This is a genomic window from Streptomyces sp. NPDC057900 (genome assembly GCF_042887885.1).
In the GTDB taxonomy this organism is placed as follows: Bacteria; Actinomycetota; Actinomycetes; order Streptomycetales; family Streptomycetaceae; genus Streptomyces.
Map to the genome: position 1 here is coordinate 463470 of NZ_JBHVOI010000001.1, position 25869 is coordinate 489338.

The 25869-nt window shown below is 72.3% G+C and carries 23 protein-coding genes; 13 read left to right on the forward strand and 10 right to left on the reverse strand.

What is annotated here, in order from left to right:
• Nucleotides 1-22 precede the first annotated feature (22 nt).
• A complete protein-coding gene (locus ACFVQ0_RS01830) occupies nt 23-1843 on the forward strand; it encodes an alpha-galactosidase D (protein ID WP_390083543.1) in 1821 nt (606 codons plus the stop codon).
• A gap of 61 nt (nt 1844-1904) precedes the next feature.
• On the forward strand, nt 1905-4331 hold the full coding sequence (locus tag ACFVQ0_RS01835) for a glycoside hydrolase N-terminal domain-containing protein (RefSeq protein ID WP_390083544.1): 2427 nt from the start codon (nt 1905-1907) through the stop codon (nt 4329-4331).
• Nucleotides 4332-4415: 84 nt separating this feature from the next.
• Here ACFVQ0_RS01835 and ACFVQ0_RS01840 read toward each other — a convergent pair whose 3' ends face one another.
• The 3 genes from ACFVQ0_RS01840 to ACFVQ0_RS01850 are packed head-to-tail and all read right to left on the reverse strand — an operon-like array spanning nt 4416 to nt 8100.
• Nucleotides 4416-6548, reverse strand: a complete 2133-nt coding sequence (locus ACFVQ0_RS01840) for a xanthine dehydrogenase family protein molybdopterin-binding subunit (RefSeq protein ID WP_390083546.1) — start codon at nt 6546-6548, stop codon at nt 4416-4418.
• Nucleotides 6545-7537: an FAD binding domain-containing protein gene (locus ACFVQ0_RS01845; RefSeq protein ID WP_390083548.1), complete on the reverse strand. Its 993-nt coding sequence runs from the start codon at nt 7535-7537 to the stop codon at nt 6545-6547. Before ACFVQ0_RS01845 ends, ACFVQ0_RS01840 begins: the two co-directional genes overlap by 4 nt.
• A complete protein-coding gene (locus tag ACFVQ0_RS01850) occupies nt 7534-8100 on the reverse strand; it encodes a 2Fe-2S iron-sulfur cluster-binding protein (protein ID WP_390083550.1) in 567 nt (188 codons plus the stop codon). Before ACFVQ0_RS01850 ends, ACFVQ0_RS01845 begins: the two co-directional genes overlap by 4 nt.
• Nucleotides 8101-8288: 188 nt before the next feature.
• Here ACFVQ0_RS01850 and ACFVQ0_RS01855 point away from each other — a divergent pair, with 188 nt between their 5' ends.
• Entirely contained in the window at nt 8289-8903 is a 615-nt protein-coding gene (locus ACFVQ0_RS01855) for a TetR/AcrR family transcriptional regulator (protein ID WP_390083552.1), read from the forward strand.
• Between the two features lie 28 nt (nt 8904-8931).
• The gene (locus ACFVQ0_RS01860; RefSeq protein ID WP_390083554.1) at nt 8932-9339 is read left to right on the forward strand and encodes a molybdopterin-binding protein; all 408 of its coding nucleotides are present in this window, start codon (nt 8932-8934) and stop codon (nt 9337-9339) included.
• Nucleotides 9340-9363: 24 nt separating this feature from the next.
• On the opposite strand, the gene ACFVQ0_RS01865 is transcribed toward ACFVQ0_RS01860, so the two are convergent.
• A complete protein-coding gene (locus ACFVQ0_RS01865) occupies nt 9364-10884 on the reverse strand; it encodes a PucR family transcriptional regulator (RefSeq protein WP_390083556.1) in 1521 nt (506 codons plus the stop codon).
• Between the two features lie 243 nt (nt 10885-11127).
• Between ACFVQ0_RS01865 and ACFVQ0_RS01870 the strand changes: the two genes are divergently transcribed.
• From ACFVQ0_RS01870 to ACFVQ0_RS01890, 5 genes are all read left to right on the forward strand, one after another.
• Nucleotides 11128-11952 (forward strand): FAD binding domain-containing protein, encoded by an 825-nt coding sequence (locus ACFVQ0_RS01870; protein ID WP_390085343.1) that lies wholly within the window; start codon nt 11128-11130, stop codon nt 11950-11952.
• Entirely contained in the window at nt 11949-14705 is a 2757-nt protein-coding gene (locus ACFVQ0_RS01875; RefSeq protein WP_390083558.1) for a molybdopterin-dependent oxidoreductase, read from the forward strand. Before ACFVQ0_RS01870 ends, ACFVQ0_RS01875 begins: the two co-directional genes overlap by 4 nt.
• A gap of 155 nt (nt 14706-14860) precedes the next feature.
• Entirely contained in the window at nt 14861-15343 is a 483-nt protein-coding gene (locus tag ACFVQ0_RS01880; RefSeq protein ID WP_390083560.1) for a molybdopterin-dependent oxidoreductase, read from the forward strand.
• A 345-nt stretch (nt 15344-15688) separates the two neighbouring features.
• Entirely contained in the window at nt 15689-16495 is an 807-nt protein-coding gene (gene modA / locus ACFVQ0_RS01885) for a molybdate ABC transporter substrate-binding protein (protein WP_390083562.1), read from the forward strand.
• Nucleotides 16496-16586: 91 nt separating this feature from the next.
• A complete protein-coding gene (locus ACFVQ0_RS01890) occupies nt 16587-18548 on the forward strand; it encodes an ABC transporter permease (protein WP_390083564.1) in 1962 nt (653 codons plus the stop codon).
• A 102-nt stretch (nt 18549-18650) separates the two neighbouring features.
• Here ACFVQ0_RS01890 and ACFVQ0_RS01895 read toward each other — a convergent pair whose 3' ends face one another.
• Entirely contained in the window at nt 18651-19103 is a 453-nt protein-coding gene (locus ACFVQ0_RS01895) for a flavodoxin family protein (RefSeq protein WP_390083566.1), read from the reverse strand.
• Between the two features lie 92 nt (nt 19104-19195).
• Nucleotides 19196-20041 carry a class I SAM-dependent methyltransferase gene (locus ACFVQ0_RS01900; RefSeq protein ID WP_390083568.1) on the reverse strand — a complete coding sequence of 282 codons (846 nt, stop codon included), beginning with the start codon at nt 20039-20041 and terminating at the stop codon, nt 19196-19198.
• A 112-nt stretch (nt 20042-20153) separates the two neighbouring features.
• Between ACFVQ0_RS01900 and ACFVQ0_RS01905 the strand changes: the two genes are divergently transcribed.
• Nucleotides 20154-20789, forward strand: coding sequence for a TetR/AcrR family transcriptional regulator (locus ACFVQ0_RS01905; protein ID WP_390083570.1), 636 nt, complete (start codon nt 20154-20156; stop codon nt 20787-20789).
• Between the two features lie 36 nt (nt 20790-20825).
• Here the strand turns inward: ACFVQ0_RS01905 and ACFVQ0_RS01910 are convergent, their stop codons facing one another.
• Together ACFVQ0_RS01910 and ACFVQ0_RS01915 are read right to left on the reverse strand one after the other, a co-directional pair.
• Nucleotides 20826-21254, reverse strand: a complete 429-nt coding sequence (locus ACFVQ0_RS01910) for a helix-turn-helix transcriptional regulator (protein ID WP_390083572.1) — start codon at nt 21252-21254, stop codon at nt 20826-20828.
• 52 nt (nt 21255-21306) lie between these two features.
• Nucleotides 21307-21783, reverse strand: a complete 477-nt coding sequence (locus ACFVQ0_RS01915) for a MarR family winged helix-turn-helix transcriptional regulator (RefSeq protein ID WP_390083574.1) — start codon at nt 21781-21783, stop codon at nt 21307-21309.
• Between the two features lie 104 nt (nt 21784-21887).
• On the opposite strand from ACFVQ0_RS01915, the gene ACFVQ0_RS01920 reads away from it, so the two are divergent.
• Together ACFVQ0_RS01920 and ACFVQ0_RS01925 are read left to right on the forward strand one after the other, a co-directional pair.
• A complete protein-coding gene (locus tag ACFVQ0_RS01920; protein ID WP_390083576.1) occupies nt 21888-22847 on the forward strand; it encodes a zinc-binding alcohol dehydrogenase family protein in 960 nt (319 codons plus the stop codon).
• 90 nt (nt 22848-22937) lie between these two features.
• Nucleotides 22938-23366, forward strand: coding sequence for a pyridoxamine 5'-phosphate oxidase family protein (locus tag ACFVQ0_RS01925; protein ID WP_390083578.1), 429 nt, complete (start codon nt 22938-22940; stop codon nt 23364-23366).
• Between the two features lie 28 nt (nt 23367-23394).
• On the opposite strand, the gene ACFVQ0_RS01930 is transcribed toward ACFVQ0_RS01925, so the two are convergent.
• Complete coding sequence (locus ACFVQ0_RS01930) at nt 23395-23646, reverse strand: hypothetical protein (RefSeq protein ID WP_390083580.1); 252 nt, start codon at nt 23644-23646, stop codon at nt 23395-23397.
• Nucleotides 23647-24011: 365 nt separating this feature from the next.
• Here ACFVQ0_RS01930 and ACFVQ0_RS01935 point away from each other — a divergent pair, with 365 nt between their 5' ends.
• On the forward strand, nt 24012-25106 hold the full coding sequence (locus ACFVQ0_RS01935) for a Rieske 2Fe-2S domain-containing protein (RefSeq protein ID WP_390083582.1): 1095 nt from the start codon (nt 24012-24014) through the stop codon (nt 25104-25106).
• 22 nt (nt 25107-25128) lie between these two features.
• On the opposite strand, the gene ACFVQ0_RS01940 is transcribed toward ACFVQ0_RS01935, so the two are convergent.
• On the reverse strand, nt 25129-25866 hold the full coding sequence (locus tag ACFVQ0_RS01940; RefSeq protein ID WP_390083584.1) for a TioE family transcriptional regulator: 738 nt from the start codon (nt 25864-25866) through the stop codon (nt 25129-25131).
• Nucleotides 25867-25869: the final 3 nt, after the last annotated feature.

Genomic DNA, 25869 nt, shown 5'->3' on the forward strand with positions numbered 1-25869 from the left:
ACCAGAGCAGGAGACCACCCGCATGCCCTCCCCCGCCCGCACCACGAGACGAGCCGCGCGCGCCGCGATGGTCCTCGCCGTCACGGCCGCCGCGGCCATCGCCGTACCCCCGGCGCAGGCCGCACCCGACACCGCACCGGCCACGGCGGCGGCAGCCGGACACGGCCCGGCCCGGAAGCCGTTCATGGGGTGGAGCAGCTGGTCGATGCAGACCAGCTCCTACCCCGGCCTCAACCCCACGGGCCAGTACAGCTATCTGACCGAGGCGAACGTCCTGAAGCAGGCCGACGCGATGGCCACCAAGCTGAAGAAGTACGGCTACGAGTACATCAACATCGACGCCGGCTGGTGGCGCGACCAGGACTGGACGCCCGAGTTCGACGGCTACGGGCGCCAGCAGGCCGACCCGGTGCGCTTCCCGCGCGGGATGAAACCGGTCGCCGACGACCTCCACCGCAAGGGGCTCAAGGCGGGCATCTACCTGCCGGTCGGCCTGGAGAAGGAGGGGTACGGCGACGGCAGGCTGCCGGTCTGGGACGCTCCGGGCTGCACCACCGGGGACATCGTCTACACCGATCTGCGCACCACGAACGGCTGGGACAGCTCGTACAAGATCGACTTCTCGCGGCCGTGCGCCCAGAAGTACGTCGACTCGCAGGCTCAGCTGATCGCCGACTGGGGATACGACTTCCTCAAGCTCGACGGGGTCGGCCCGGGTTCCTTCAAGAGCGGCGACAACTACGACAACCGGGCGGACGTCGCCGCCTGGAAGAAGGCCATCGCGCGCGCCGGACGCCCCGTCCATCTGGAGATCTCCTGGTCGCTGGATGTCGACTACGCCGACAGCTGGAAGGAGAACTCCGACGGCTGGCGGGTGGACACCGACGTCGAGTGCTACTGCGAGACGCTGGTGACGTGGGACAGCTCGGTGAAGGCCCGCTGGCGCGACACCCCCGCGTGGACCCGGCACGCGGGTCCGGGCGGCTGGAACGACCTGGACGCGATCGACGTCGGCAACGGCGAGATGGACGGGCTGACGAAGGCCGAGCGGCAGAGCTACATGACGCTGTGGTCGATCGCCAAGTCGCCGCTCTACTCGGGTGACGACCTCACCGAGCTGGACGCGTACGGCGTCTCGCTGCTGACCAACCGCGAAGTGCTCCGGGTCAACCAGCGGCCGGGCGCCCCGGCCCACCCCGTCACCACGGCGGGTGACGAGCAGGTGTGGGCGGCCAGGGACCCCGACGGCGGCTACACCGTGGCACTGTTCAACCTCGGCTCCTCGCCCGCTCCGGTGACGGCCCGCTGGTCGGCCCTCGGCTTCGGCGGCAAGGCCTCCGTGCGCGACCTCTGGAACAAGGAGAACCTCGGACAGCACAAGGACTCCATCACCGAGACGCTGCCCGCGCACGGATCGCGGCTGTTCACCGTCACCCCGCACGGTTCCGGGCTGCGGACCAGGGCGTACGAGGCCGAGTCCCCGGCCAACACACTGTCCGGCAACGCCTCGGTCGCCGACTGCGACGAGTGCTCCGGCGGCAAGAAGGTCGGCAACCTCTACAAGGGCGGCTCGGTGCGCTTCGGACACGTCGAAGCCGCGCGGGCCGGAACGTACTACATCAACGTGGCCTACACCTCAGGTGACGAACGGTCCGTCGCGGTCTCGGCCAACGGGAAGGCCGCCACGAAGAGGATCTTCCCGTCCAGCGGAGGCTGGGGCGCGGCAGCCACGATCAGCGTCCCCGTCACGCTCAGGGCCGGACGCAACACCGTCACCTTCGACAGCGGCGCCTCGGGCTACTCACCCGACATCGACCGGATCGACGTGCCGAAGCGGAGCTGACACCCGGCGCTCCGCGGCACCGTCTCTCCCCGACCGTCATCCGCACCGGAATGGAGTCACCGTGAACGACCAGCACCCGCACCCTCAGCCGCCCGCGCAGCCGGAGCCCGGCCACCCGAGCCGCCGCCGCCTGCTCACGCTCGCCGCCGCCGTGGGTTCGGCCACCGCCCTCGGCGCGCTGCCCGCCTTCGCCGCCACGCCCGCTCCGGAGCGGCCCGCAGCGGCCCCGCCGCGCGCCCCCGGCCGGGCCACCGAGATGTGGTACCGGACGCCCGCCGCCGCGGACTCGATGATCGAGCAGGCCCTCCCGGTGGGCAACGGCCGGCTCGGCGCGCTCGTCGGCAACGACCCCGCGCACGAGCTGCTGCACATCACCGACGCCACCCTGTGGACCGGCGGGGTCAACGACCAGCTGGACGCGGACGGCCAGTTCCCTTACGGGCGTGAGGACTTCGGCAGCTTCACCCTGCTGGGCAACGTGACGGTCGACATACCGGACCACGAGCTGTCCGCGGTCTCCGGCTACCGGCGCGGTCTCGACCTCGCCCAGGGCGTCGTCACCTCCCGCTACACGCGCTCCGGTGCGACGTACGAGCGCAGCGTCCTCGCCAGCCGGCCGGACGACGTCGTGGTCGTCCGGTTCAGCCAGCGCGGCGGCGGCCACTACACCGGCACCCTCGCACTGGACGGCACCCACGGCGAGACCACCTCGGCGGACGGGCGCCGGGCGGAACTCTCCCTGGCGGGTTCGTTCGGCAACGGGCTCCGCTACGGGGCGGTCGTCCTGGCGCACAGCCGCAGCGGCAGGGTGTCCACGGACGGAGGCCGGATCACCTTCACCCGGTGCGCGGACCTCACCGTGGTGATCAGCGGCGGCACCGACTACGCCCCCGACGCCGCCAAGGGCTACCGGAACCCCGGGCTCGACCCGCTCGCGCTCGCCCGCACCAAGGCCCGTGACGCCGCCGCCGTCTCCGCGACCGATCTGCTGCACACCCATGTGGCCGACCACCGGGGCCTGTTCGACCGCATGGCGGTGGACCTGGGCGCCTCCACACCGAAGCAGCGCTCCCTGGACACCTGGGACCGGCTGCGGGCCCGTACGGCGGAGGGCAAGCCCGACCCGGAACTGGAGTCCCTGTACCTCCAGTTCGGCCGCTATCTGATGATCTCCGGTTCGCGGGGCGGACTGCCGGTCGCCCTCCAGGGCCTGTGGCTGGACGGCAACGACCCGGACTGGATGGGTGATTACCACACCGACATCAACATCCAGATGAACTACTGGATGGCCGACCGCGCGGGGCTGTCCCCCTGCTTCGACGCGCTGACGGACTACTGCCTCGCCCAGCTCCCGTCCTGGACCGAGCTGACGAACAGCCACTTCAACGACCCGGCCAACCGCTTCCGCAATTCCAGTGGCAAGGTGGCCGGCTGGACCGTGGCGTTCTCCACCAACATCCACGGCGGACTCGGCTGGTGGTGGCATCCCGCCGGGAACGCCTGGCTGTGCAACTCCCTCTGGGAGCATTACGAGTTCACCCAGGACAAGGCGCATGTGGCACGGATCTTCCCGATGCTGAAGGGTGCCTGCGAGTTCTGGGAGGCACGGCTGCTGACCACGACCGTCACCGATGCCGCGACGGGCGAGCGGCGCGAGGTACTGATCGCGGACAGCGACTGGTCCCCCGAGCACGGACCGCAGGACGCGAAGGGCAACACCTACGCCCAGGAGGTCGTACGGGACCTCTTCCTGCACTTCGAGGAGGCGTGCGCGCTGCTCGGCCGCGACGCGCGGTACGGCGCGGCCGTGGCGAGGATGCGCGAGCGGCTGTACCTCCCCGAGGTCAGCCCCGAGACCGGCTGGCTCCAGGAGTGGATGTCCCCGGAGAACCTCGGCGAGACGGAGCACCGCCATCTGTCACCGCTGATCGGCCTCTTCCCCGGGGACCGGATCAGGGCGGGCGCGGTCTCCGACGAGCTGCTGGCCGGGGCCACCGCGCTGCTCACGGCGCGCGGCATGGAGAACTTCGGCTGGGCCAACGCCTGGCGTGCGATGTGCTGGGCGCGGCTGAAGAACGCCGACAACGCCTACCGGCTCGTGGCCAACAACCTGCGGCCCTCGGTCAGCAGCAGCAACGGCACCTCGGCGAACCTGTTCGACATCTACCAGACCGGCCCGGACCGGGGGATCTTCCAGATCGACGCCAATTTCGGCACCCCGACGGCCATGATCGAGATGCTGCTGTACTCCCGGCCCGGCCGCATCGAGCTGCTGCCCGCCCTGCCGGCGGCGTGGGCGGACTCGGGGTCCGTCACCGGGGTGGGCGCGCGAGGCGGCTTCGTGGTGGATCTGAGCTGGCGCGACGGGAAGGTGCGCGAGGCGCGGATCCGCAGTGTCGGCGGCCGTAGTACCGAGGTGAGCTGGAACGGCGTGACGCGGCGGGTGGAACTGCGGCCGGGCGGCTCCGTCACCCTGCGGAAGTTCTGACTCAGCTTCCCTCTCCCGCCCGGCGGCGGCGTGGCCCTTGCGGGTCACGCCGCCGCCGGACAGACGGGACTTTCAAAACGCGCCCTAGGCCTCCTCCGCCGCGCGCAGGACGCGGTCGGGGCGGATCGGCAGCTCCCGGTGGCGGACGCCGGTCGCGTGCCACACCGCGTTGGCGATCGCGGCTGCTACCCCGACGACACCGATCTCACCGATGCCCTTGATGCCGATGGGGTCGTCGGGAATGTGGTCGTCCACCCAGTCCGCCTCGATGACCGGCACGTCGGCGTGCGAGGCGAAGTGGTAGCCGGCGAGGTCGGCGCCGACATGACCGCCCGAGGCCCGGTCCCTCACCGCCTCCTCGTGCAGGGCCATCGACAGCCCCCAGGTCATCCCGCCGATGAACTGGCTGCGGGCGGTGAGCGGGTTGACGATGGTGCCCGCGGCGTAGATGCCGAGCAGCCTGCGTACCCGCACCTCGCCGGTGGTGACGTCCACCGCCGCCTCCGCGAACTGCGCCCCGAAGGAGTGCCGTTCCAGCTGCGGGAGGGCGCCGATGACGTCCGTGGTGTTCGACCTGGCGGTGATTCCCTCCGGCGGGATGGCGCCGCCCAGCGCCAGCCGCTCGCGCACCTCGCCCGCCGCCAGCTTGACCGCCCAGGCCCAGGAGCGGGTGCCCATCGAGCCGCCGGCGATCATCGCCGGTCCCAGGTCGCTGTCCCCGATCCGTACCTGGACGCGGTCCGGGTCCACCTCAAGGGCGTCCGCGGCGACCAGCGTCATCGCGGTCCTGGCCCCGGTACCGATGTCCGCCGCGTTGATCCGTACGGTGAAACGGCCGTCCGGCTCCGCGGTCACGGCCGCGGTGGACGGGCTGACCCCCGAGGGGTAGGTGGCCGCGGCCGTTCCGGTCCCGATCAGCCATCGTCCCTCGCGGCGCACGCCGGGGCGCGGGTCCCGCCCGGCCCAGCCGAACCTGCGGGCCCCCTCCTCGAAACAGGCGACCACGTTGCGGCTGCTGAACGGCAGCCCGGAGACGGGCCCGACCGAGGTCTCGTTGCGGACGCGCAGCGCGATCGGGTCCACGCCGCACTTCTCGGCCAGTTCGTCGAGCGCCGATTCGATGGCGAAGGACCCCGGCGCCTCGCCCGGTGCGCGCATCCAGGTCGGGGACGGCACGTCGAGCCGTACCACCGTGTGCAGGGTGTGGTGCGCGTCCGCGTCGTACAGGACCCGCCCCAGCACGGCGCTCGTCTCGACGAACTCGTGCACGGTCGATGTCAGGCTCTGCGCCCGGTGGTCGAACACCCGCAGCCGGCCGTCCGCGTCCGCGGCGAGCCTGACCCGCTGGGCCGTGGGGCTGCGGAACCCCACCAGCGAGAACATCTGACGTCGGGTCAGCACGACGCGCACGGGCCGCTGGAGCACGGTCGCGCCCATCACCGCGGCCACCTGATGGGGGCTCAGCCCCTTGGAGCCGAAGGCGCCTCCGACGTGCTCGGACCGCACCCGTACGGCTGACGGGTCGAGGGAGAAGACCAACGCCAGCTCGGCGGCGACCCAGCTGCTGCCCTGGTTGGAGTCGACGACGTCGAGCCGGCCGTCGTCCCAGCGGGCTGTCGCCGCGTGCGGCTCCATCGAGCTGTGGTGCTCCTCCGGGGTGGTGTACGCCTGGTCCACGACGAAGGCGGCAGCCGCCAGTTGGGCCTCCAGATCGCCCTTCGTCGTCTCGGCGTCCGCCATCGCCGCGCCGGACGGTGTGTACGCGCCGGGGTGCCCGGCGTAGAACGCCACGTCGTGCGGCTCCTCCTCGTCGTAGCGGACGACCAGCGCCTCGGCCGCCTCCCTGGCCTGCTCGGACGTCTCGGCCACGACCATCGCCACCGGCCAGCCCACGAAGGGCACCCGGTCGTGCTGGAAGAGCCCGATGACCGGGTTGGGACGTCCCAGCATGCCGACGTAGTCGGTCTCGACGCGCGGCGCGTTCCCGTGGTGCAGCACCGTGAGGACACCGGGCATGGCCAGGACGTCGGCGTCCCGCACTTCACTGATCCGGCCGCGGGCCACGGTCGAGAGCACCAGCCAGCCGTGGGCGAGGTCCGCGAAGGGGATCTCACCGGCGTAGCGGGCCGCTCCGGTGACCTTGTCGCGGCCCTCCACCCGGGTACGGCCGGAGCCGACGGCTCCGGTGAACGCCGCGCTGTCGGTCGTCGTGGTCATCGGGCTGCCTCCTCGGCGAGTTCACTCAGCACGGCCACCACCAGATTGCGCGTCAACGTCACCTTGTATCCGTTCTCCGGGAGCGTCCGCGCCGCCGCCAGTTCGGCGTTCGCGGCGGCAGCGTACGCCTCGGCGCTCGCGGGTCCGCCGGTCAGCGCCCGCTCGGCGGCGCGGGCCCGCCACGGCCGGGAAGCGACCGCGCCGAACGCGAGGCGCACCTCGGCCACCGTCCCGTCCCTGACGTCGAGCGCGGCGGCGAGGGAGCCGACCGCGAAGGCGTAGGAGGCGCGCTCGCGCACCTTCCGGTACCGGGAGTGCGCGGCGACCGCGGCCGGCGGCAGCGTGACACCGGTGACGAGGGCGCCGGACGGCAGTGCCGTCTCGATGTGCGGGGTGTCTCCCACCGGCCGGTAGAACTCGGCGATCGGGAGCTCGCCGGGCCCGTCGGCCGTCTCGTACGAGATGACGGCGTCGAACGCCGCGAGCGCGACCGCCATGTCGGAGGGGTGGGTGGCCACACAGTGCTCGGAGGCACCGAGGATCGCGTGGTTGTGGTGCTCGCCCGCGATGGCCGGGCAACCGCTGCCGGGGGCGCGCTTGTTGCACGGCTTGGCCAGATCGCTGAAGTAGCCGCAGCGAGTGCGCTGGAGCAGGTTCCCGCCGACCGTGGCCATGTTGCGCAGCTGTCCGGAGGCGCCGGCCAGGAGCGCCTGCGCCAGTGCCGGGTAGCGTCGCCGCACCTCGGTGTGGGCGGCGAGGTCGCTGTTGGTGACGGTCGCGCCGATGCGCAGGCCGCCGTCCGGCGTGGACTCGATGGTGTCGAGCGGCAGTTCCTGGACGTCGACGAGGAGGGCGGGGCGCTCCACACCGGCCTTCATCAGGTCCACCAGGTTGGTGCCGCCGCCGAGGAAGCGGGCCTCCGGGTCCGTGCCGAGCAGTGCGAGCGCTCCGGTGACGTCGTGGACGCGCTCGTAGCCGAATTCCCTCATGCGAGCCGCTCCTTGACCTCGTCGGCACGGGCCGCGGAGGCTTCCGCGGCCTGTGCGACCGCCCGGACGATCGACACATAGGCGCCGCAGCGGCACAGGTTGCCGCTCATCCGCTCGCGGATCTCCTCCGCGGTGAGTGCCGGCACCCCGGCCTCGGGCCGGACGTCGTCGGTCACGGCGCTCGGCCAGCCCGCCGCGTGTTCCTCGATCACCGCGAGGGCGGAGCAGATCTGCCCCGGGGTGCAGTAGCCGCACTGGTAGCCGTCGAGGTCGAGGAAGGCCTGCTGGACCGGGTGCAGCCGGTCGCCGTCGGCGACCCCTTCGATGGTGGTGATCGCGCGCCCCTCGGCCGCGACCGCCAGTTGCAGACAGGCCACGGCTCTGCGTCCGTCGAGCAGTACCGTGCAGGCCCCGCACTGGCCCTGGTCGCAGCCCTTCTTGGTACCGGTCAGATCGAGACGCTCGCGCAGGGCGTCGAGCAGGGTGGTGCGGTGATCGACGGGCAGCGTGTGCTTCTCGCCATTGATGTTCAGGGTGATCGCACTGGACGTCGATGGGGCCATGCTCAGCCTTCTTTCGCGTTGCTGATGCGCGTCGACCGGTCCCGGTGGACGGTCCGGGAGGAGCGGGAGTGGCTTGAACTGCCGCTAAGGTAAGGCTAAGCGGACAGCTGTCCGCCAATGATCGAACCTAGTGGACAGCTGTCCGGTTATCAAGAGCGGCCATGGCCGCGGGCCCGGAAGGAGGACGTGTGCGGGAGCGGAAGAGCACCCCCCTGCGTCCGGACGCGCAGCGCAATCGCGAACGCATCCTGGAAGTCGCGCTGGCCGAGCTCACCCGGGCGGCGGACGCTCCGGTGAGTGTGATCGCGAGGAAGGCGTGTGTCGGGCAGGGGACGTTCTACCGCAACTTCCCCGACCGGGAGGCACTCGTCCTGGAGGTCTACCGCTACGAGATGCAGCAGGTGGCCGACTCCGCCGCGCAGTTGCTCGTCGCCCGCGCCCCCGACCGGGCCCTGCGGGAGTGGATGGACCGGCTCGCGCAGTTCGCCATGGCCAAGGCGGGCCTGGCCGAGGCGCTGCGCACGACGGTCAGCCGGCAGGGCGGCCTGGCCCGGCTGGGCCACGGTCCGGTGACCGGGGCCGTCACGCTCCTGCTGGACGCCAACGAGAAGGCCGGCACCATCCGTCCGGGGCTGACCCCGGAGGACTTCCTGCTCGCCATAGCCGGGCTCTGGCAGATAGACCCGCACAGCGACTGGCCGCCGCGCGCGGCCCGGCTGCTGGACCTCGTGATGGACGGTCTGCGGGCGGGCGCGTCCGGCGGGCAGCGCCCCGCGGCGCCGGACCTCCCGGGCCCGGCCTGATCCGGACGGGAGGCACTAGAGTGCGTGAGTGCCGTCGTACAGCATTGGCCAGGCCGCGGAGCTGCTGGCCGTGAGTCCCGAGACCGTCCGCCGCTGGGCCGACGGTGGCCACCTCGCGATGGACCGGGGCGGTTCGGGAAACCGGGTGATCGACGGTGTCAGCCTCGCGTGCTTCGCCGCGGAGCGTGCCGCCGGGCTGCATCCGGTACCCGGGGAGGTCCTGACCTCGGTGCGGAACTCGTTCGCCGGGATCGTCGTCGCGGTGACGGCCGACGACGTGGTGGCGCAGGTGGAGATCCAGTCGGGGCCGCACCGGCTGGTGTCGCTGATCAGCCGCGAGTCCGTCGATGAACTCGGCCTGGCGGTCGGGGTCATGGCCACGGCCCGGGTGAAGTCGACGAACGTGCACATCGACCGGCCGGGCGGCCGGGGCTGATCCCAGGCCCCGGGCCGTCGCCGGTCAGCGGCACATCAGCGCGGCCTGCAGGTCGAGTCGGTGATCGAGGCGCGACAGATCGCGGCCGGTGAGCTGCTCGATGCGCCGGACCCGGTAGTGGACCGTGTTGACGTGCAGGTGCAGGGCCTCTGCGACGCGGGCCCAGGAGCAGTTGTGCGCGAGGAAGACTTCGAGGGTGTGCAGCATCATGCGCTGCGAGGCGCTGTCCCCCTCGGTCAGCGGGCCCAGGGTCCGGGCGCTGAAGACCTCGCGGACCTCTCCGGGCAGTCCCGCGAGCAGGGTGCGCAGGGTCGTGAGGTCGTCCACCGAGGTCAGTCCGGCCGCCGTGGGCGCGGTGGTGCGGGATGCCGTCAGGGCGTAGCGCGCCTGTACGAGGCTGCCGTGCAGTTCCTCCGGTGCGGCGGCCGCGGCGCCGAGCCCGCCGTGGAGTGTCGCGCCGGGGTGGCAGCCGTCCAGTACGGGCCACAGGGTGCGCAGCAGGGCTTCACTGTCTCCCGCTTCGCCCTGGACGACGGCCACGGCCACGCCTCCGGTGAGCCTGCCGACGGCGAAGGGGCGCTCCGGGCCGTGGTGCAGGGCTTCGCTCAGGGCGTCCGCCGCCGCGTTCGCGTCGTCCTCGTCGCCCTGCCGGGCGGTGAGGACCTGGTAGGGCCCCAGATCGGAGAGGCCGCAGCCGTGGAGGGCGGCGCGCAGTGATGTCCCGTCGGTGTGCGGGGCGTCGATCAGCGAGACGAGTTCGTCGCCCTTGCGGCGTGCCGCGTTCTCCGCCGGGGCGGCGCGGTGCCGGTGCTGGGCGAGCACGTCGGCTATCTCGTGCAGCACGCGGGGCGGCGCCCCGGCCGTCTCCGGGACGTACAGGTGCCAGATGTCGTAGGGGGATCCGTCCGACTCGATGCGCAGCCTGGCCCCGGCGGACCCGTGCAGGCATTCCGCGCCCCGGCGCGCGGTCAGCGGCGGGGCGGACGGCGTGCGCGCGAGGGTGCGCCCGGTCGCGCTGAGGAGGTAGGCGGGCGGGGTGCCCAGGTGGGCGAAGGCCCGGTCGAGCAGTGTGTCCGGGTGCGCGCCGGCCGCGAGCAGGACGCTGAGCTCGTTGCGTACGTTCTCCGGGGTCGCGTAGTGGTGGGTGGGGCGGCGGCTGAGATCGCCCCACTGCCGGAGGTAGACCGCCTCCGTGATGGCCCGGAAGCTGGTGCGCGCGGGGACGGCGACGAGGGTGACTCCGTGCGTCCGGCAGGCGTCGACCAGGACGTCGGGCACGGTCCCGTGCGTCTCCTCGCCCGCGAGCAGGGCCACGGCTCCGGCCGTCCGCAGCGCGGTGACGAACCGCTCGGCCTTCTCGGGCCCGTCGTCGGGGCGCCACCACACCAGACCGCTCAGCACGATCTCCCCCTGCTGGAGGAAGCGCGCCGGGTCCTCCAGGTCGGTGGCGGTGACCCCGCTGATCTCCCGGACCGGCAGGGGCTCTTCGCCCCACAGCAGGGTGAGGCCGAGCGATTCGAGCTGGAGAAGGTGTTCGACGTGCATGGTGTGGCTCCTTGCGCGACTGCCGGGTCCGGGCCCCGGCATCTCACATTCACGAGGCGACTGCGAGTTCCGTCATCGTAAATGCAAGGTGAAGTGAGAGGTACACCTCTTGGTGAATCCTCCAGGACGGGGCACGGGGACTCGTGCATTTCCGTGTGGTGCACCAGTCGTGCGCGGGGCGGCGGCGTTGCTTCACTGAGCTTCTCGGTGGCCGACGACGCAGCGGCCGGAGTGGAGAACGACATGGATCTCAACACCGTGCGGGACGTGCGGGACGCCCGTTCCCACGAGCCCTGGCGGCCCGGTGACGCCTGGCTCGGCGGGGGCACCTACCTGTTCTCCGAGCCCCAGCCGCACCTGCGGCGGCTGGTGGACCTGAGCAGGATGGGCTGGGAGCCGGTCACCCACCACCACGACGGCTCCGTGGAGTTCGCGGCGACCTGCACCATCGCCCAGCTGTCCCGCCACGGGAAGCGGAGCCGGGTCCGGGCCGCGCCGCTCTTCGAGCAGTGCTGCCGGGCGTTCCTCGCCTCCTTCAAGATCTGGAACATGGCCACCATCGGCGGGAACCTCTGCAACGCGCTGCCGGCCGGGCCGATGATCTCCCTCACCTCGGCCCTCGACGGCGAGTGCCTCCTCCAGGCGCAGGACGGCTCGCTGCGCCGGGTCCGGGTGGCCGATTTCGTCACCGGAGCGGGGCGCAAGGACCTGGCCGAGGGCGAGTTGCTGCGCTCCGTCACCCTGCCGGCCCGGACGCTGGCCGCGCGCACCGCCTTCCGGCAGGCCTCGCTCTACGGGCTGGGCAGGTCCGGCGCCCTGGTCATCGGGGTCCTCGACGAGCAGGACGGCTCGCTGGCCGTGACGGTCACCGCAGCGACCGTGCGCCCCTTCCGGTTCTGGTTCCCGCTGCCACCGGACCGGGCGGGACTGCGCGGCGCATTGGAGGCGGCAATCGACGACGCCGACTGGTTCGACGACATCCACGGGCTGCCCGCCTGGCGCCGCCACATGGCCTTCCGCCTGGCCGAGGAGATCCGGCGCGAGCTGACCACGGAGAGTACGCGATGAGTTTCGGGATCCACGTCAACGAGCAGCCCTTCGACGCCGAACCGCGGCCCGGACAGTGCCTGCGCACCTATCTGCGCGAACGCGGCTGGTTCGGGGTCAAGAAGGGGTGCGACGCCGGTGACTGCGGAGCCTGCACCGTCCATGTCGACGGGGAGCCGGTGCACAGCTGCATCTACCCCGCCGTACGGGCGGCGGGCCGCTCCGTGACCACCGTGGAAGGCCTGGCCACGGACGGCGAACTCCACCCCGTGCAGCAGAGGTTCCTGGACGCGCAGGGTTTCCAGTGCGGCTTCTGCACCGCCGGGTACCTGATGACCACGGCGGCTCTCGACGAGGAACAGCTCACGGACCTGCCGCGCGCGTTCAAGGGAAACCTGTGCCGCTGCACCGGGTACCGCGCCATCGAGGACGCGGTGCGCGGGGTGAAGCACGTCGAGGCCCCGTGCGCGGGCGCGGCGGTCGGCCGCAACCTGCCCGCCCCGGCGGGCCCCCAGGTAGTGACCGGGACCGCCCGCTACACCTTCGACATCGACGTCCCCGGCCTCCTGCACATGAAGCTGCTGCGCTCCCCGCACGCGCACGCCCGGATCACCGGCATCGACACGTCCGCCGCGCTGCGCGTCCCGGGGGTGCGCCTGGTGCTCACCCACCACGACGCCCCCGAACGCCACTACTCCACCGCCCGGCACGAGCACCCCACGGAGGACCCCGACGACACCCGGGTCCTGGACGACACCGTGCGCTTCGTCGGCCAGCGGGTGGCGGCGGTCGTCGCCGACAGCGAGGCGGCGGCCGAGGAGGGGTGCCGGCGCGTCGAGGTGACGTACGAGGTGCTGCCGGCGGTCCTCGACCCGGAGGAGGCGATGCTGCCGGGTGCGCCGGTCGTGCACGCGAAGGATGCGGAGGAGGCCAGGATCGCCCGGCCGCTCGACAACGTCGTGGGCGAGTCGCACGGCGAGATCGGCTCGGTCGAGGAGGGGTTCGCCGCCGCCGACGTGGTGTACGAGGAGACGTTCCGTACCCAGCGGGTCCAGCACGCGAGCCTGGAGACGCACGGCGCGGTCGCCTGGTTCGAGCAGCCGGAGGAGGGGCCGGAGCGCGTCGTGGTGCGCTCCAGCACGCAGACCCCCTTCCTCACCCGGCGGGCGCTCTGCGCACTGTTCGATCTGCCCCTGGCGAAGGTGCGGGTGCTGGCGGGGCGGGTGGGCGGCGGGTTCGGCGGCAAGCAGGAGATGATCGTCGAGGACATCGTCGTACTCGCCGCGATGCGTCTGCGCCGTCCGGTGAAGCTTGAGTACACCCGTGCCGAGCAGTTCTACGGGGCCACCACCCGGCACCCGTTCACCGTCCGGGTCAAGGCGGGGGCCCGCCGCGACGGGACCCTGACCGCGCTGCAACTGCGGGTGGTGTCCAACACCGGGGCGTACGGCAACCACGGGCCGGCCGTGATGTTCCACAGCGTCGGTGAGTCGATGGCCGTCTACCGCGCCCCGCACAAGAAGGCGGACGCCTACGCCGTCTACACCCACGCCGTGCCGGCGGGCGCGTTCCGCGGCTACGGGCTCGGGCAGGTCGTCTTCGCCGTGGAGTCGGTCATGGACGAACTGGCCCGGCTGCTCTCCATGGATCCGCTGGAGTTCCGGGAGCGCAACATCATCGGCCCGGGGGAACCCATGATCAGTCCGGGCGGCGAGGAGGAGGACCTGCACATCGCCAGCTACGGGCTCGACCAGTGCCTGGGCATCGTGCGGCGCGCTCGGGCCGAGCCGTCCGGGGCGGCGCCCGAGGGGTGGCTCGTGGGGGAAGGGTCCGCCCTGTCCATGATCGCGACCGGGCCGCCCGGCGGGCATATCGCCGACGCCCGGATCAGCCTGCTGCCCGACGGAACTCTCGATCTGGCCGTGGGGACCGCGGAGTTCGGCAACGGCACCACCACGGTTCACCGGCAGATCGCGGCCGGTGAGCTGGGCACCACCGTCGACCGGATCGCCGTGCGCCAGTCGGACACCGATGTCGTCAAGCACGACACCGGGGCCTTCGGATCGACCGGGACCGTGGTGGCCGGCAAGGCGACCCTCCGCGCCTCCCAGGCCCTCGCGGAGACCCTCCTCACCTTCGCGGCCCAGCACCTCGGGGTCCACCGCGACGAGTGCCGTCTCCTGGACGACGCGGTCGAGTACCGGAACACCCGCATCCTGCTGAAGGAGCTGTACGCCGCGGCGCAGTCGGCCGGCCGGGAACTCGCGGCGGACGGCCACTTCGGCGGGACGCCGCGTTCCGTCGCCTTCAACGCGCAGTGGTTCAGGCTCGCGGTCGACCCGGGAACCGGTGAGATCAGGATCCTGCGCAGTGTGCACGCGGCGGACGCGGGCAAGGTCATGAACCCGATGCAGTGCCGGGGCCAGGTCGAGGGCGGCATCGCCCAGGCGCTGGGAGCCACCCTGTTCGAGAACGTCCGGCTGGACGAGCGGGGCAAGGTCACCACCGCCGCGTTCCGGCAGTACCGGCTGCCGCAGTACGCCGACATCCCCCGTACGGAGGTCCACTTCATGGAGACCGAGGACTCGATCGGCCCGCTGGGGGCGAAGTCGATGAGTGAGAGCCCGTTCAACCCGGTCGCCCCGGCGTTCATCAACGCGGTGCGGGACGCCACCGGGGTCCGGTTCTCCGAACTGCCCCTCACCAGGGACCGCGTCTGGATGGGCCTGGACGAACGGGCCAGGGTCCAGTCCGGCCGACCGGGCGGTCAGTGATCCGGGGATGCGGCAGAAACGCTTGATATCACTGATGCCGGTTCACAAACGCCAGGCTTTTGGCGGACATCGCCTCGTACGCGCGATTTCGCGGGGCGGCTGCTGGGCATACCTTCTGACAGCCGCCCTGCGGGCCGTCCGATTTGGGGATCCCCATGAGCAGACTCAGCGCGCAACCCCGCACACCCGCCCCGCCGTTCACACCCTTCACCCTGCGCGGGGACGTCGAGCGCCCGGCCACGCTGACCGTGGCGGACCTGCGCGGCGGCTGGGAGCAGCACCGGGCGGAGGTGGTCTTCGACTGCGCCACCAGCGGACCGCAGCACCACAGCTTCGAGGGCCCGCTGCTCCGCGAGGTGGTGCTCGACGCCCACCCGGTGTTCGACGCGCAGAGGCGCAAGGACCGGTCCCGCTATCTGGTGGCGGTCACCGGCGGGGACGGCCACCACACGGTGCTGTCGTGGGCGGAGGTGGACGCCGATTTCGGCGATGTCCCGGTCCTCCTGGCCACCGGGATGGACGGCCGCGGACTGGACGCGGCGGGGAGCCAGCTGGTGGTGCCCGCCGACCGGTGCGGCGCGCGCTACATCAGCGCCATCACGCGGGTGTGGGTAGGGGCGTGGCCGGTCTCCGTATGACGGACGCGTCCGCCCGCCGTCGCCCGGACACCCTCCCTGCGGCAACCGCTTCGGAGCTTCCTCCGAACGGCACCGCATATGCTATGGAGTATCGCATTACACGTTGTAAATGCGAACCAAAAACACCTACTGTGTGGCACATGCAGTCCCCCGCCTTGGGCGATCCCGCAACCTGGGTGACCACCACCCGCTGTACGTCGCCCGGCGTGCACACCGACCGCAGCTGAGCCCACGACCCACAGACCCCACAGCTCCACCAAGCGGCGTCGCCCGTCCCCGGCGCGGCTCACCACCATCCGCTCGGACGGCACCGGCCGACCGCGTTCCCAAGGAGTCCCGACCCTCATGTCCCTCGCCTTCACCAGACGCCGTACCGCAGCCGCGATCCTCACGGCGGCTCTCCTCGTTCCGCTGGCAGCCTGCGGCAGCGACAACGACAAGAAGGACTCGGGCGCCGGCGCGAGCGCCTCCGCCTCCGGAGCCCCGAAGGCGGATCTGACGGTGCTGGCCGCCTCGTCCCTCACCGACGTCTTCAAGACGGCCGGTGCGGCGTACGAGAAGGAGCACCCCGGCACCAAGGTGAAGTTCTCCTTCGCCGGTTCGCAGGAACTCGCCGCCCAGGTCAAGCAGGGCGCGCCCGCCGACGCCCTGGTCACCGCGGACACCAAGACGATGGACAGCCTCAAGTCCGACACCGGCACCCCGGCCGTCATCGCGAAGAACCGCCTGGTGATCGCCACCGGCAAGGGCAACCCGGAGAAGATCGACAACCTGAAGGACCTCTCCGACACCAAGCTCAAGGTGGTGCTCGCCGCCGCCGAGGTGCCGGTGGGCCGCTACAGCAAGCAGATCCTGGACGCCCAGAAGATCACGGTGAAGCCGGTCTCCCAGGAGCCCAACGTCCGCGCCGTCCTCAGCAAGGTCGAACTGGGTGAGGCGGATGCCGGTCTCGTCTACAAGACGGATGCCGCGACGGCCACCGACAAGGTCGAGGCCATCGACATCCCCGATGCCCAGAACGCCGTCGCCTCGTACCCGGCCGCGACGCTGAAGACCACGAAGAACAGCGAAGCCGCGGACGCGTTCGTGAAGTGGCTCACCACCCCGGAGGCCCTGAAGATCCTCACCGACGCCGGCTTCCAGCAGCCGTAACCGGTGACCGCCCCGTGCGGGCGGCCGGGCCCCGGTCCGGCCGCCCGCACGGTGTTTACTGCTTCAGGGACTTCCAGCACCAGGGACTTCGATGAGACTCATTCGCAGCCGCGCCACCGGGCCTCGCGCACCGATCGCCCTGGCGGTCCCCGCGCTACTGGCCATCGCCTTCCTGCTGCTGCCGCTGATCGGGATCCTCGCCCGCACCTCCTGGGGTGATCTGGGCACCCATCTGACCAGCCCCGAGACGACCCAGGCGCTGAAACTGTCGCTGCTCGTCTCGTTCTGGGCGCTCGGACTCTCGCTCGTGCTCGGTGTGCCGCTGGCCTGGCTGCTGGCCCGTACCGAGTTCCCCGGCAAATCCTTCGTCCGTTCCCTCGTCCTCCTGCCGATGGTGCTGCCGCCCACGGTGGGCGGTGTGGCCCTGCTGCTCGCCTTCGGCCGGCGCGGTCTGCTCGGGCCGTGGCTGGAGGACACGTTCGGCATCACGCTGCCCTTCCACACCTCCGGCGCCGTCCTGGCGGCGACCTTCGTCGCGATGCCGTTCCTCGTCATCAGCCTCGAAGGGGCGCTCGGCGGGCTGCGTCCGCGCTACGAGGAGACGGCGTCCTCCCTAGGGGCCTCGCCGGTACGGGTGTTCTTCACCGTCACCCTGCCCATGGTCGCCCCCGGCCTCGCCGCCGGGGCCGCGCTCACCTGGGCGCGGGCACTCGGTGAGTTCGGCGCCACCATCACCTTCGCCGGGAACCTTCCCGGGACCACCCAGACCCTGCCGCTCCAGGTCTACCTGCTCCTCCAGGACAATCCGGAGGCCGCCACCTCGGTCTCGCTGCTCCTGCTCGCGATCGCCATGCTCGTTCTCCTCGGGCTGCGCGGACGGTGGACCGGCACCCCGAGCGCGGCGGCCGCAGGTCCCCGCGGACCGGCCGACGAGCCGGCCTCCGTCCCGTCGCAGGACGCCCGGCCGGCCCAGCCGGTCCACGTCGAAGCCGAGGCCGAGACCGAAGCCGCCCGGGACAGCTGGCCGCTGCACGCCGAGGTCACCGGTTTCAACCAGCTCACGCTCGACGCCGGTGCCGGAACCACCATCGCTGTCGTCGGGCCCAACGGGGCGGGCAAGACGACCCTGTTGCGCGCCCTGCTCGGGCTCACCCCGCGCGCCCACGCCGAGCTGCGGCTCGGGGAGCTGGATGTGAGTGCCTTGCCCACGCACCGCCGCGGCGTCGCCTGGGTGCCGCAGGACGGTGCGCTGTTCCCGCACCTCAGCGCGCTCGCGAACACCGCCTACGGGCTGCGTGCCCAGGGCGTGCCGCGCGCCGAGGCCCGCCGCCGCGCCCAGGAATGGCTCGACCGGCTCGGGGTGGGGCACCTGACCGCCCGTAAGCCGTCCCAGGTCTCCGGCGGACAGGCCCAGCGCATCGCCCTGGCGAGGGCGCTCGCCACCCGGCCCCGGCTGCTGCTGCTCGACGAGCCGCTGGCCGCGCTCGACCAGACCACCCGGGCACATGTCCGGCACACCCTGCGCACCCATCTCGGCGGCTTCGGCGGTGTCTGTCTGATCGTCACCCACGACCCGGTCGAGGCCGTCTCCCTCGCGGACCGGGTCCTCGTCCTGGAGGACGGCCACGTCCTCCAGGACGCCCCGCCCGGCGAGGTCACCCGGCACCCCCACTCCCCCTGGGTCGCCCGCATGCTCGGCCGCAATGCCTGGCCCGGCACCGCGACCGCGGAGGGGCTCCGGCTCGACGACGGGGGCCTCCTGGTCATCGCGGACCCGCTGCCGGCCGGCACCTCGGCACTGGCGGTCATCGCCCCCGAAGCGGTCTCCGTGCACCGCGCGGAGCCCGGCGGCAGTCCGCGCAACATCTGGGCGGGCACCGTCCGGGAGATCACCACCAGCGGCAGCCGGCTGCGGGTGCTCATCACGTCAGCGCGGGCACCGGACCTCGTCGCGGAGATCACCCCCCAGGCCGCGGCCGAACTCGGCCTCGCCGACGGGGTCGCGGTGTGGACGAGCGTCAAGGCGACAGAGACCACGGTCGTGACCCTCTGAGGAATGTCCTCGGGGCGTGAACCGGCCACGGTCGGGCCCGTCCCGCGCCGGGCCGCTCGGGCGACGGCCCCCGAGAGCGGCCTCGGAGACCGGCCCCCGCAGTCAGTCCATCAGGCCACTCGCGAGCGTCGCCCCCAGCTCCCAGCACGCCTCGGTATCGGCCTTGCCCGGCTCTCCGGTCACCGTCACGGCGTCCGCCGCCCGGCGCCATCCCAGACCCGTGGTGATCGACTCGATGGCGCGGACGGCCCCGGTGACGTCGTTGCCGCCGTGCACGTAGTACCCGAAGTGGTGGCCACGCGTCGCGTCCAGGCAGGGGTAGTAGACCTGGTCGAAGAAGTGCTTGAGGGCGCCGGACATGTAGCCGAGGTTGGCCGGGGTCCCCAGCAGCACCCCGTCGGCGTCGAGCACGTCGGACGCCGTGGCGGCCAGCGCGGCGCGCCGCACGACCCGGACTCCCTCGATCCCCTCCGTCGTCGCACCGGAGACGACGGCTTCGAACAGCGCCTGGCAGTTCGGCGAGGGCGTGTGATGGACGATCAGCAATGTGGCCACACCCCCGAACCCTGCCGCCCCCGTCTCCCGGCCGCAAGCGAGGCACGCCCCACGCACGGCCGCCCGGCGCCCGCTCAGCCACCGGGCGGCCGTTACGCCGGGCGGTCCGCGGTGACCAGCCAGGCGGTGCCGCGCAGCCGGACGGCGCCGCGCTCCCGGTGGCCGCGCAGCCGGTTCACCAGAGCCTCGCGGGCGCGGTCGCGGGTCGCCCGGTCCACCTGATCGGTCAGATGGCGTCCGGGGCCGCTGTCCAGCAGGAAGTCCGCCGCGCCCTCCGCGTCGGGCCCCCAGTCCCCGTACGCCTCCACGCCCGCGACGGCGATGTCCACGAACCCGGCGGCGGACAGCACGGTGCGGATGCGGTCCGGATCGGCCAGGGAGAACATGCCCGGCCCGCCCGACGTCCCGAACTCCCCGAAGGGGAGGTGGTCGCGCAACGCGGCCATGGCCGTGATCCACTCGTTGTCCCCGGCCTCCGCCGCGCAGATGAACGCCAGGCGGCCGCCGGGGCGCAGGGCACGGCCGATGTTGCCGAAGGCCGCGACGGGGTCACCGAAGAACATCACCCCGAACCGGCTGACCGCCACGTCGAAGGCGGCGGGTTCGAAGGGGTGGACCTGGGCGTCCGCGTGCTCGAACGTCGTGTTGCCGACGCCCTCCCGCTCCGCCGTCAGCCGGGCGCGCTCCAGCATGGGGCGTGACAGGTCGACCCCCAGCACCCTCCCGCGCGGCGCCCGCTCCGCGGCGAGCCGTGCCGTCTTTCCGGCTCCGCAGCCGACATCGAGCACCCGGTCCCGCTCGCCTATCGCGGCGGCGGTGAGCAGCGGTTCGTCGAATCCCCCGTTCACCGCGTCCCAGCGGTCCTGATTGCGCGCCCAGTAGGCGCCTTCGTAGCCGTTCCATGCCTGCGCCTGCTCGCTGTTGGCGATGTCGGACATCGGGTGCCTCCTGCTGGGTGCGGAACGCCGGACCTATGATGGGCGTGTGCCCATCACGGTATGGGCGCGCGCCCATACTGGCAACCGGGAATCAGGATTCGGGAGGAGCCTCATGTCACCGCGTGGAGTAGCGATGCCGGACGTTCGGGAGCGGCTGTTCGCCGCCGCGGAGCGCGTGCTGGCCCGCGAGGGGCCGGGCGCACTGACCAGCCGGGCGATCACCGCGGAGGCGGGCTGCGCCAAGGGCGTGCTGCACGCCCATTTCGCCGGGCTGGACGAGTTCGTCGCGGATCTGGTGCTCGACAGGTTCGCGGACACCGCACGGGCGGCCGGGGAGCTCGCCGAACGGGCGGGCACGGGCACCGTGGCCGATAACCTCCGCGATGTCGCGCTCGCGCTGCTGGACTCCGCCGGTCCGACGATCGCCGGTCTGGCCATGACCCGCCCCGCCGCCTCCCTGCGGCTGCGTCAGGCACTGGAGTCGGGGGCGCCGGGCTTCTCCGCGGTCCAGGAGTCGATCACCCGGTACCTGGACGCCGAACAGCGCCTCGGCCGCGTCGCGTCAGGCACCGACACGGCCGCGGTCGCGCTCGCCGCGGTCGGAACCACCCATCATCTGCTGATGACGGGCCGGTCGGGCGGCGCCGACCCCAGGGAGCAGGTACGGGACCTGATCGCCATGCTCGCGTCGGCGGCCGGGGCGCCAGGTTCCGCTTCCGCTTCCGGCGATCTCCCGGCCGCCGAGTAGGCGTTGTCGACACGGGTCCCGGTAGCCGCGCACGGGTCAGGCCGACGCCTCACCGATGGCGGCCGGCCGGTCCCTGACCGGCCGGGTGTGTGCCTTGGCCAGACACGCGGGCAGCGCCAGCACGGCGCTGTGGTCACCGGCCCGGTACGCGCTCGGCGTCATGCCAACCAGTTCGGTGAACCGTGAGCTGAACGAGCCGAGGGAGGTACAGCCGACCGTCATGCACGCGTCGGTCACGCTCATGCCCGCGCGCAGCAGCGCCATCGCCCGCTCGACCCGCCGCGTCATGAGGTAGCTGTACGGCGTCTCGCCGTACGCCTCCCGGAAGGCCCGGGAGAAGTGCCCCGGTGACATCAGTGCGCGGCTCGCCATGGCCGCCACGTCGAGCGGTCGCGCGTACTCCCGGTCGACGAGATCCCGTGCCCGGCGCAGGTGCGCGAGGTTGGCGAGGCGCTGGTCGTCCATGCGACGAGGGTACCTCCGCCCGCGCGGCCGCCCCCGTGGTTCCGCGCCCTTCTCAGCACGTCCGCTCCGGGGCGCCGGACCCGCCCGCCCGTGCCAGGAGTGAGGCGGCGAGCTCGGTGAGCCGGGCGCGCCCGTCGGCGGGCAGTTCGTCGGTGAGCGCGGTCACCCGGCGGCCGATCTCGTCCGCGCACTGCCCGGCGAGCCGTCTGCCGTCGGGGGTCAGTGCGACGAGGACGGCGCGGCCGTCGTACGGGGAGGGGGTGCGCTCGACCAGGCCGCGCTTCTCCGCGCGGCCGACCAGTCCGGTCATCGAGGACTTGTCCAGGCCGAGGTGGCGTCCGAGTTCGACCATGCCCGCCCGCCGGTCGCGCAGGATGCCGAGCAGCCTGATCTGGATGACCGACAGGTCGTGCCCGGCGCCGGCGGCGGAGACGATGCGGTGGATCAGGAAGGACAGCTGCACCAGCGCGTCCACCGTGTTCGGGGGCCCGTCGGCGGCAAGGCCGGACGGGTCGGATTCAAGGGTCATGGGGCCAGCCTATTTGACGTAGTACGCGGCACAAACTATTTTCGAATTTAGTACGTGCCGCAAACCAAATGGTCGCGGCAGCCACAGCGGAACGGGAGAACCCCATGCACGCCGCAGTAGTACGGTCCTTCGGCTCGCCACCCCGGTTCGAGAACTTCCCGACCCCCAGCGCCTCCGGGGACCACGAGGTCCTGGTCGAGGTCCTGGCCGCCGGTCTCCACCCCCGGGTCCGCTCGGCCGCCAACGGCAGTCACTACACCTCCGACGGCACTCTGCCCCTGATCCCCGGATTCGACGCGGTCGGCCGCACCCAGGAGGGCGAACTGCTCTACTTCGTCGCCCCGGACACGGCTCCCGGCACCATGGCGGAGCAGGCGGTGGTCGACCGCCGCCGGGCCATCGCGCTGCCGTCCGGCACGGACCCGGCGGACGTGGCAGCGGCGATGAACCCCGGCATGTCCTCCTGGGTGGCGCTGCGCTCCCGCATCTCGTTGCGGCCCGGCACCTCCGTGCTGGTCCTGGGCGCCACGGGCAACGCCGGTCAGCTCGCCGTCCAGATCGCCCGGCACCTCGGGGCCGGGCGGGTGATCGGCGCGGGCCGCTCCCCGGAGCGGCTCCGGCTGCTGGAGGGCATCGGAGCCGACGAGACGGTGAGCCTGAGCGGCGACGAGGAGACCGTGGCCGAGCGGCTCGGGCAGGCGGCCGCGGACGTCGACGTCGTCATCGACTACCTGTGGGGCCACGTCACCCAGCAGGCCATGCCCGCACTGCTGATGGCCCGCGCCGACCGCGCGAAGGCGCTGACCTGGATCCAGATCGGGTCCATGGCCGGCCAGAACATCAACCTGCCCTCGTCCCTGCTGCGCGCGGCGAACCTGAACGTCATGGGCAGTGGCCAGGGCTCGGTGAGCACCGCCGCAATCGTCGCCGAGCTGCCGTCGCTGGCCGAGCGGATCGTCTCCGGAGAACTCGCCGTGGACCCTCTGCTCATCCCGCTCAGCCAGGTCGAGGAGGCGTGGAACACCCCGACCGCCCCCGGTCAGCGCATCGTCCTGACACCCTGACGCGCACGCCGCGGCCGCCAGGACGAGACGGCACCGACGCTGCATAATTCAGCACCAGAAGCTCACGACACCCACCACGAAGGAGTCCCCGTGGCTTTGACCCGTGAAGAGCGCGAGCAGTTTCTGGCGGAGCCCCACGTCGCGGCACTGGCCGTGACCGCGACCGAGCAGGACCGGTCCCCGCTGACGGTCCCCATCTGGTACCAGTACCGGCCGGGCGGCGACGTCTGGATCATGACCGGGCTCAACTCCCGCAAGGGGAAGGCGATCGCGGCGGCCGGCCGGTTCTGCCTGATGGTCGACCGCGTCTCACCGACCGTCCGGTACGTCTCGGTCGAGGGCCCCGTCGTCTCGACCGTCCCGGCCACCCGCGAACTCCTGGTGGAGATGTCGTCGCGCTACCTCCCCGCCGAGAAGGTCGAGGGTTACGTCGACTTCGCCTGGAAGGAGCACGGCGAGCAGGTCGTCATCCACATGAGGCCGCAGCACTGGCTCTCCTCGGACCTCGGCGAGGTCTGAGGAGAGCCAGTACGGGACCGCCCGCACGTCAGCCGGACGGTTCGTCGGGCGCGGGGTGTTCGGGATGATGCCGGTGGCCGGCCTGCGAGGCGCCGCGGCGGCCGGTGCCCGCCTCGTCCGTGTCGGGGATCCCCGGATCCGGCCGGTCGTCGGCCGTCCGCCGCTTCGTGCCGCCGACCACGTCCAGGGGGTCCTCATCGACCCCGGCCTGCTGATCGGGCGGGTCACGGGGAATCGGGTCCGCGCCGCTCCCGCGGCCATTCGAGTGAACGTCGTTCACGGTGTGCTCACTTCCTCCAGTAGGCATCCGACCCGTTGCGGGTACCCGGGCGACCGGCAGCGATGCATAGCGGCCTGGTCACCTGATGCCCTCGGCCGCTCCAGGCCCCGACGGCACACGGCCCGTCTCCGGGCGGGGCACTCCATTCGTCCCACAGGAGCGGGGATCACGCTCACCGAGAACATGGGACACGGGTCCGGAACGGCTGCTCGCCACCCCTGAGGCCCCGTCTGCTCCCCCGCCGTCAACTCCTCGCGCGGCAGATCCCGTTCGGGTGGCGTGCGACGCGTTGAGGGGAGCGGGCGGAGGTCCGGGGCAGTCTCCCGGCGAAAGACCGTGAACGGGACGTCGTCGAAGGGGAAGTCTTGGAAGTGTCACCCGAGTACGGGCGCACCATCAGCGAGGGTCCGACCCCGGCGGACACCGCCGGGGCGCCGGCCCTGCCCTACCCGAGCGGCTGGTCCGCACTGGCCTTCTCGCACGAACTGCGGCCGGGCACCGTCCTGACCCGGCCGCTGGCGGGGCAGGACGTCGTGCTGTACCGGCTGGGCAGCGGGGCGCTGCGGGCCGTCCAGCCGTACTGTCCGCATCTCGGCGCCCATCTCGGGCTGGCGAAGGTCGAGGGGGACGAGCTCACGTGTCCCTTCCACTTCTTCGCGTTCGGCCCCGACGGCGCGTGCGTGCGCACGGGGTACGGCACGCCGCCGCCGCGTTCCACGCTGACGCAGTTACCCGTCGACGAGGTCAACGGCGCCGTCTTCGTGTGGCGCCACCATGACGGCCGCGCCCCGGACTGGACGGTCCCCCGCTGGCACGAGATCGGCCACCGGCCCGCCCGCACGGCCGCCTGGGAGCTGGCCGGTAACGTCCAGGAGGTCATCGAGAACTCGGTGGACCTCGGGCACTTCGCCACCCTGCACGGCTGGTCCAAGGCCGAGATCGGCGGGCCGGTGGTGTACGACGACGCCGCGTTCCACGTATCCATGCGGGCCCACGAGACGGCTCCGCTCGTGGGCAGTTTCACCGTCGATATCGAGGTGGACGGGTACGGGCTCGGCTGCCTGCACGCCGACGTGTACACGCCGCGGTTCGGGCTGCGGATGTGCACGATGGTGATGCCGACGGCGATCGCGCCCAACCGGATGCAGTTCCGGCAGCTGAACCGCGTCGCCTTCACCGAGCCGGGCCGGCTGCCGGCCCCGCTCGCGCGGGCGGTCAGCCGTACCGCCGCCCGGCTTCTGGACCGGGTCATCTTCCGGTCCAGTTGCGAGTTCACCGCGGCCGACTTCCCGATCTGGCACCACAAGCAGTACCAGCAGCCACCCCGGCTGGCCTCCGGTGACGGCCCGATCGGCCCGTTCCGGCGCTGGGCCCGGCGGTTCTACCCGCCACCGCCCGGCAGCGGGGCCGTACCGCGCCCCAGCCACAGCGAGGGCGGCGACAGAGCCGTGCTCCCCTGACTCCGCTCCCAGGCCCCAGGTCTCAGCCGTGACGTTCGCGGAGGTATCCGTCGAGCTCCGCGGCCCCGGTCAGCATCGCCCGGCCGCGGGCGGCCAGCCGGGCGCGCCAGTCGCCCAGGGCCGCCTCCAGCGGTTCGGGGCCGCCGGCCGCCCGCACCTGAGCGATCAGCGGCGCGATCTGCTCCAGCAGGTAGCCGCCCCGCCTCAGTTGATGGGCCAGCCGGGCATCCCGCACGTCGGCCTCGTCGTAGACGCGGTAGCCGGTCAGCGGGTCGCGGTGCGGGCTCAGCAGTCCGGCGCCCTCCCATTTCCGCAGCGTCGCGGGGCGGATCCCGAGCCTCCCGGCGAGCGGCCCGATGAACACGCCGCCGCTCGCTCCGGTGTCCGCGCCAGGCTCGGACGCCGGAGCGGAACCCAGTTCGCGGAGGGCGCTCTCCACTGCCTGGAGGGTCCGGCGGTCGTCGAGGAGCTGGGCGTGGCTCTCGTCGATGAGGCGGAACGCGTGACCTGCCGCGCCCTCGTTCACCGCCCGCATGATCAGCGTCGCCGTCCGGTGGCCGTGGCCGGGCACCAGGGCGAGAAACGCGCGCAGGGCGACCGCGTGCAGCGGCGTGTAGGTGCGGTAGCCGTTGGGGGCGCGGCCGGCCGGCGGCAGGATGCCGGCCTCCTCGTAGTTCCGCACCGCCTGCGTGGACAGACCGTGCCCACGTGCCAGATCAACCGGCCTGAGCCGCTCACCGCTTTGAAGGTTTTTCCCCACGTA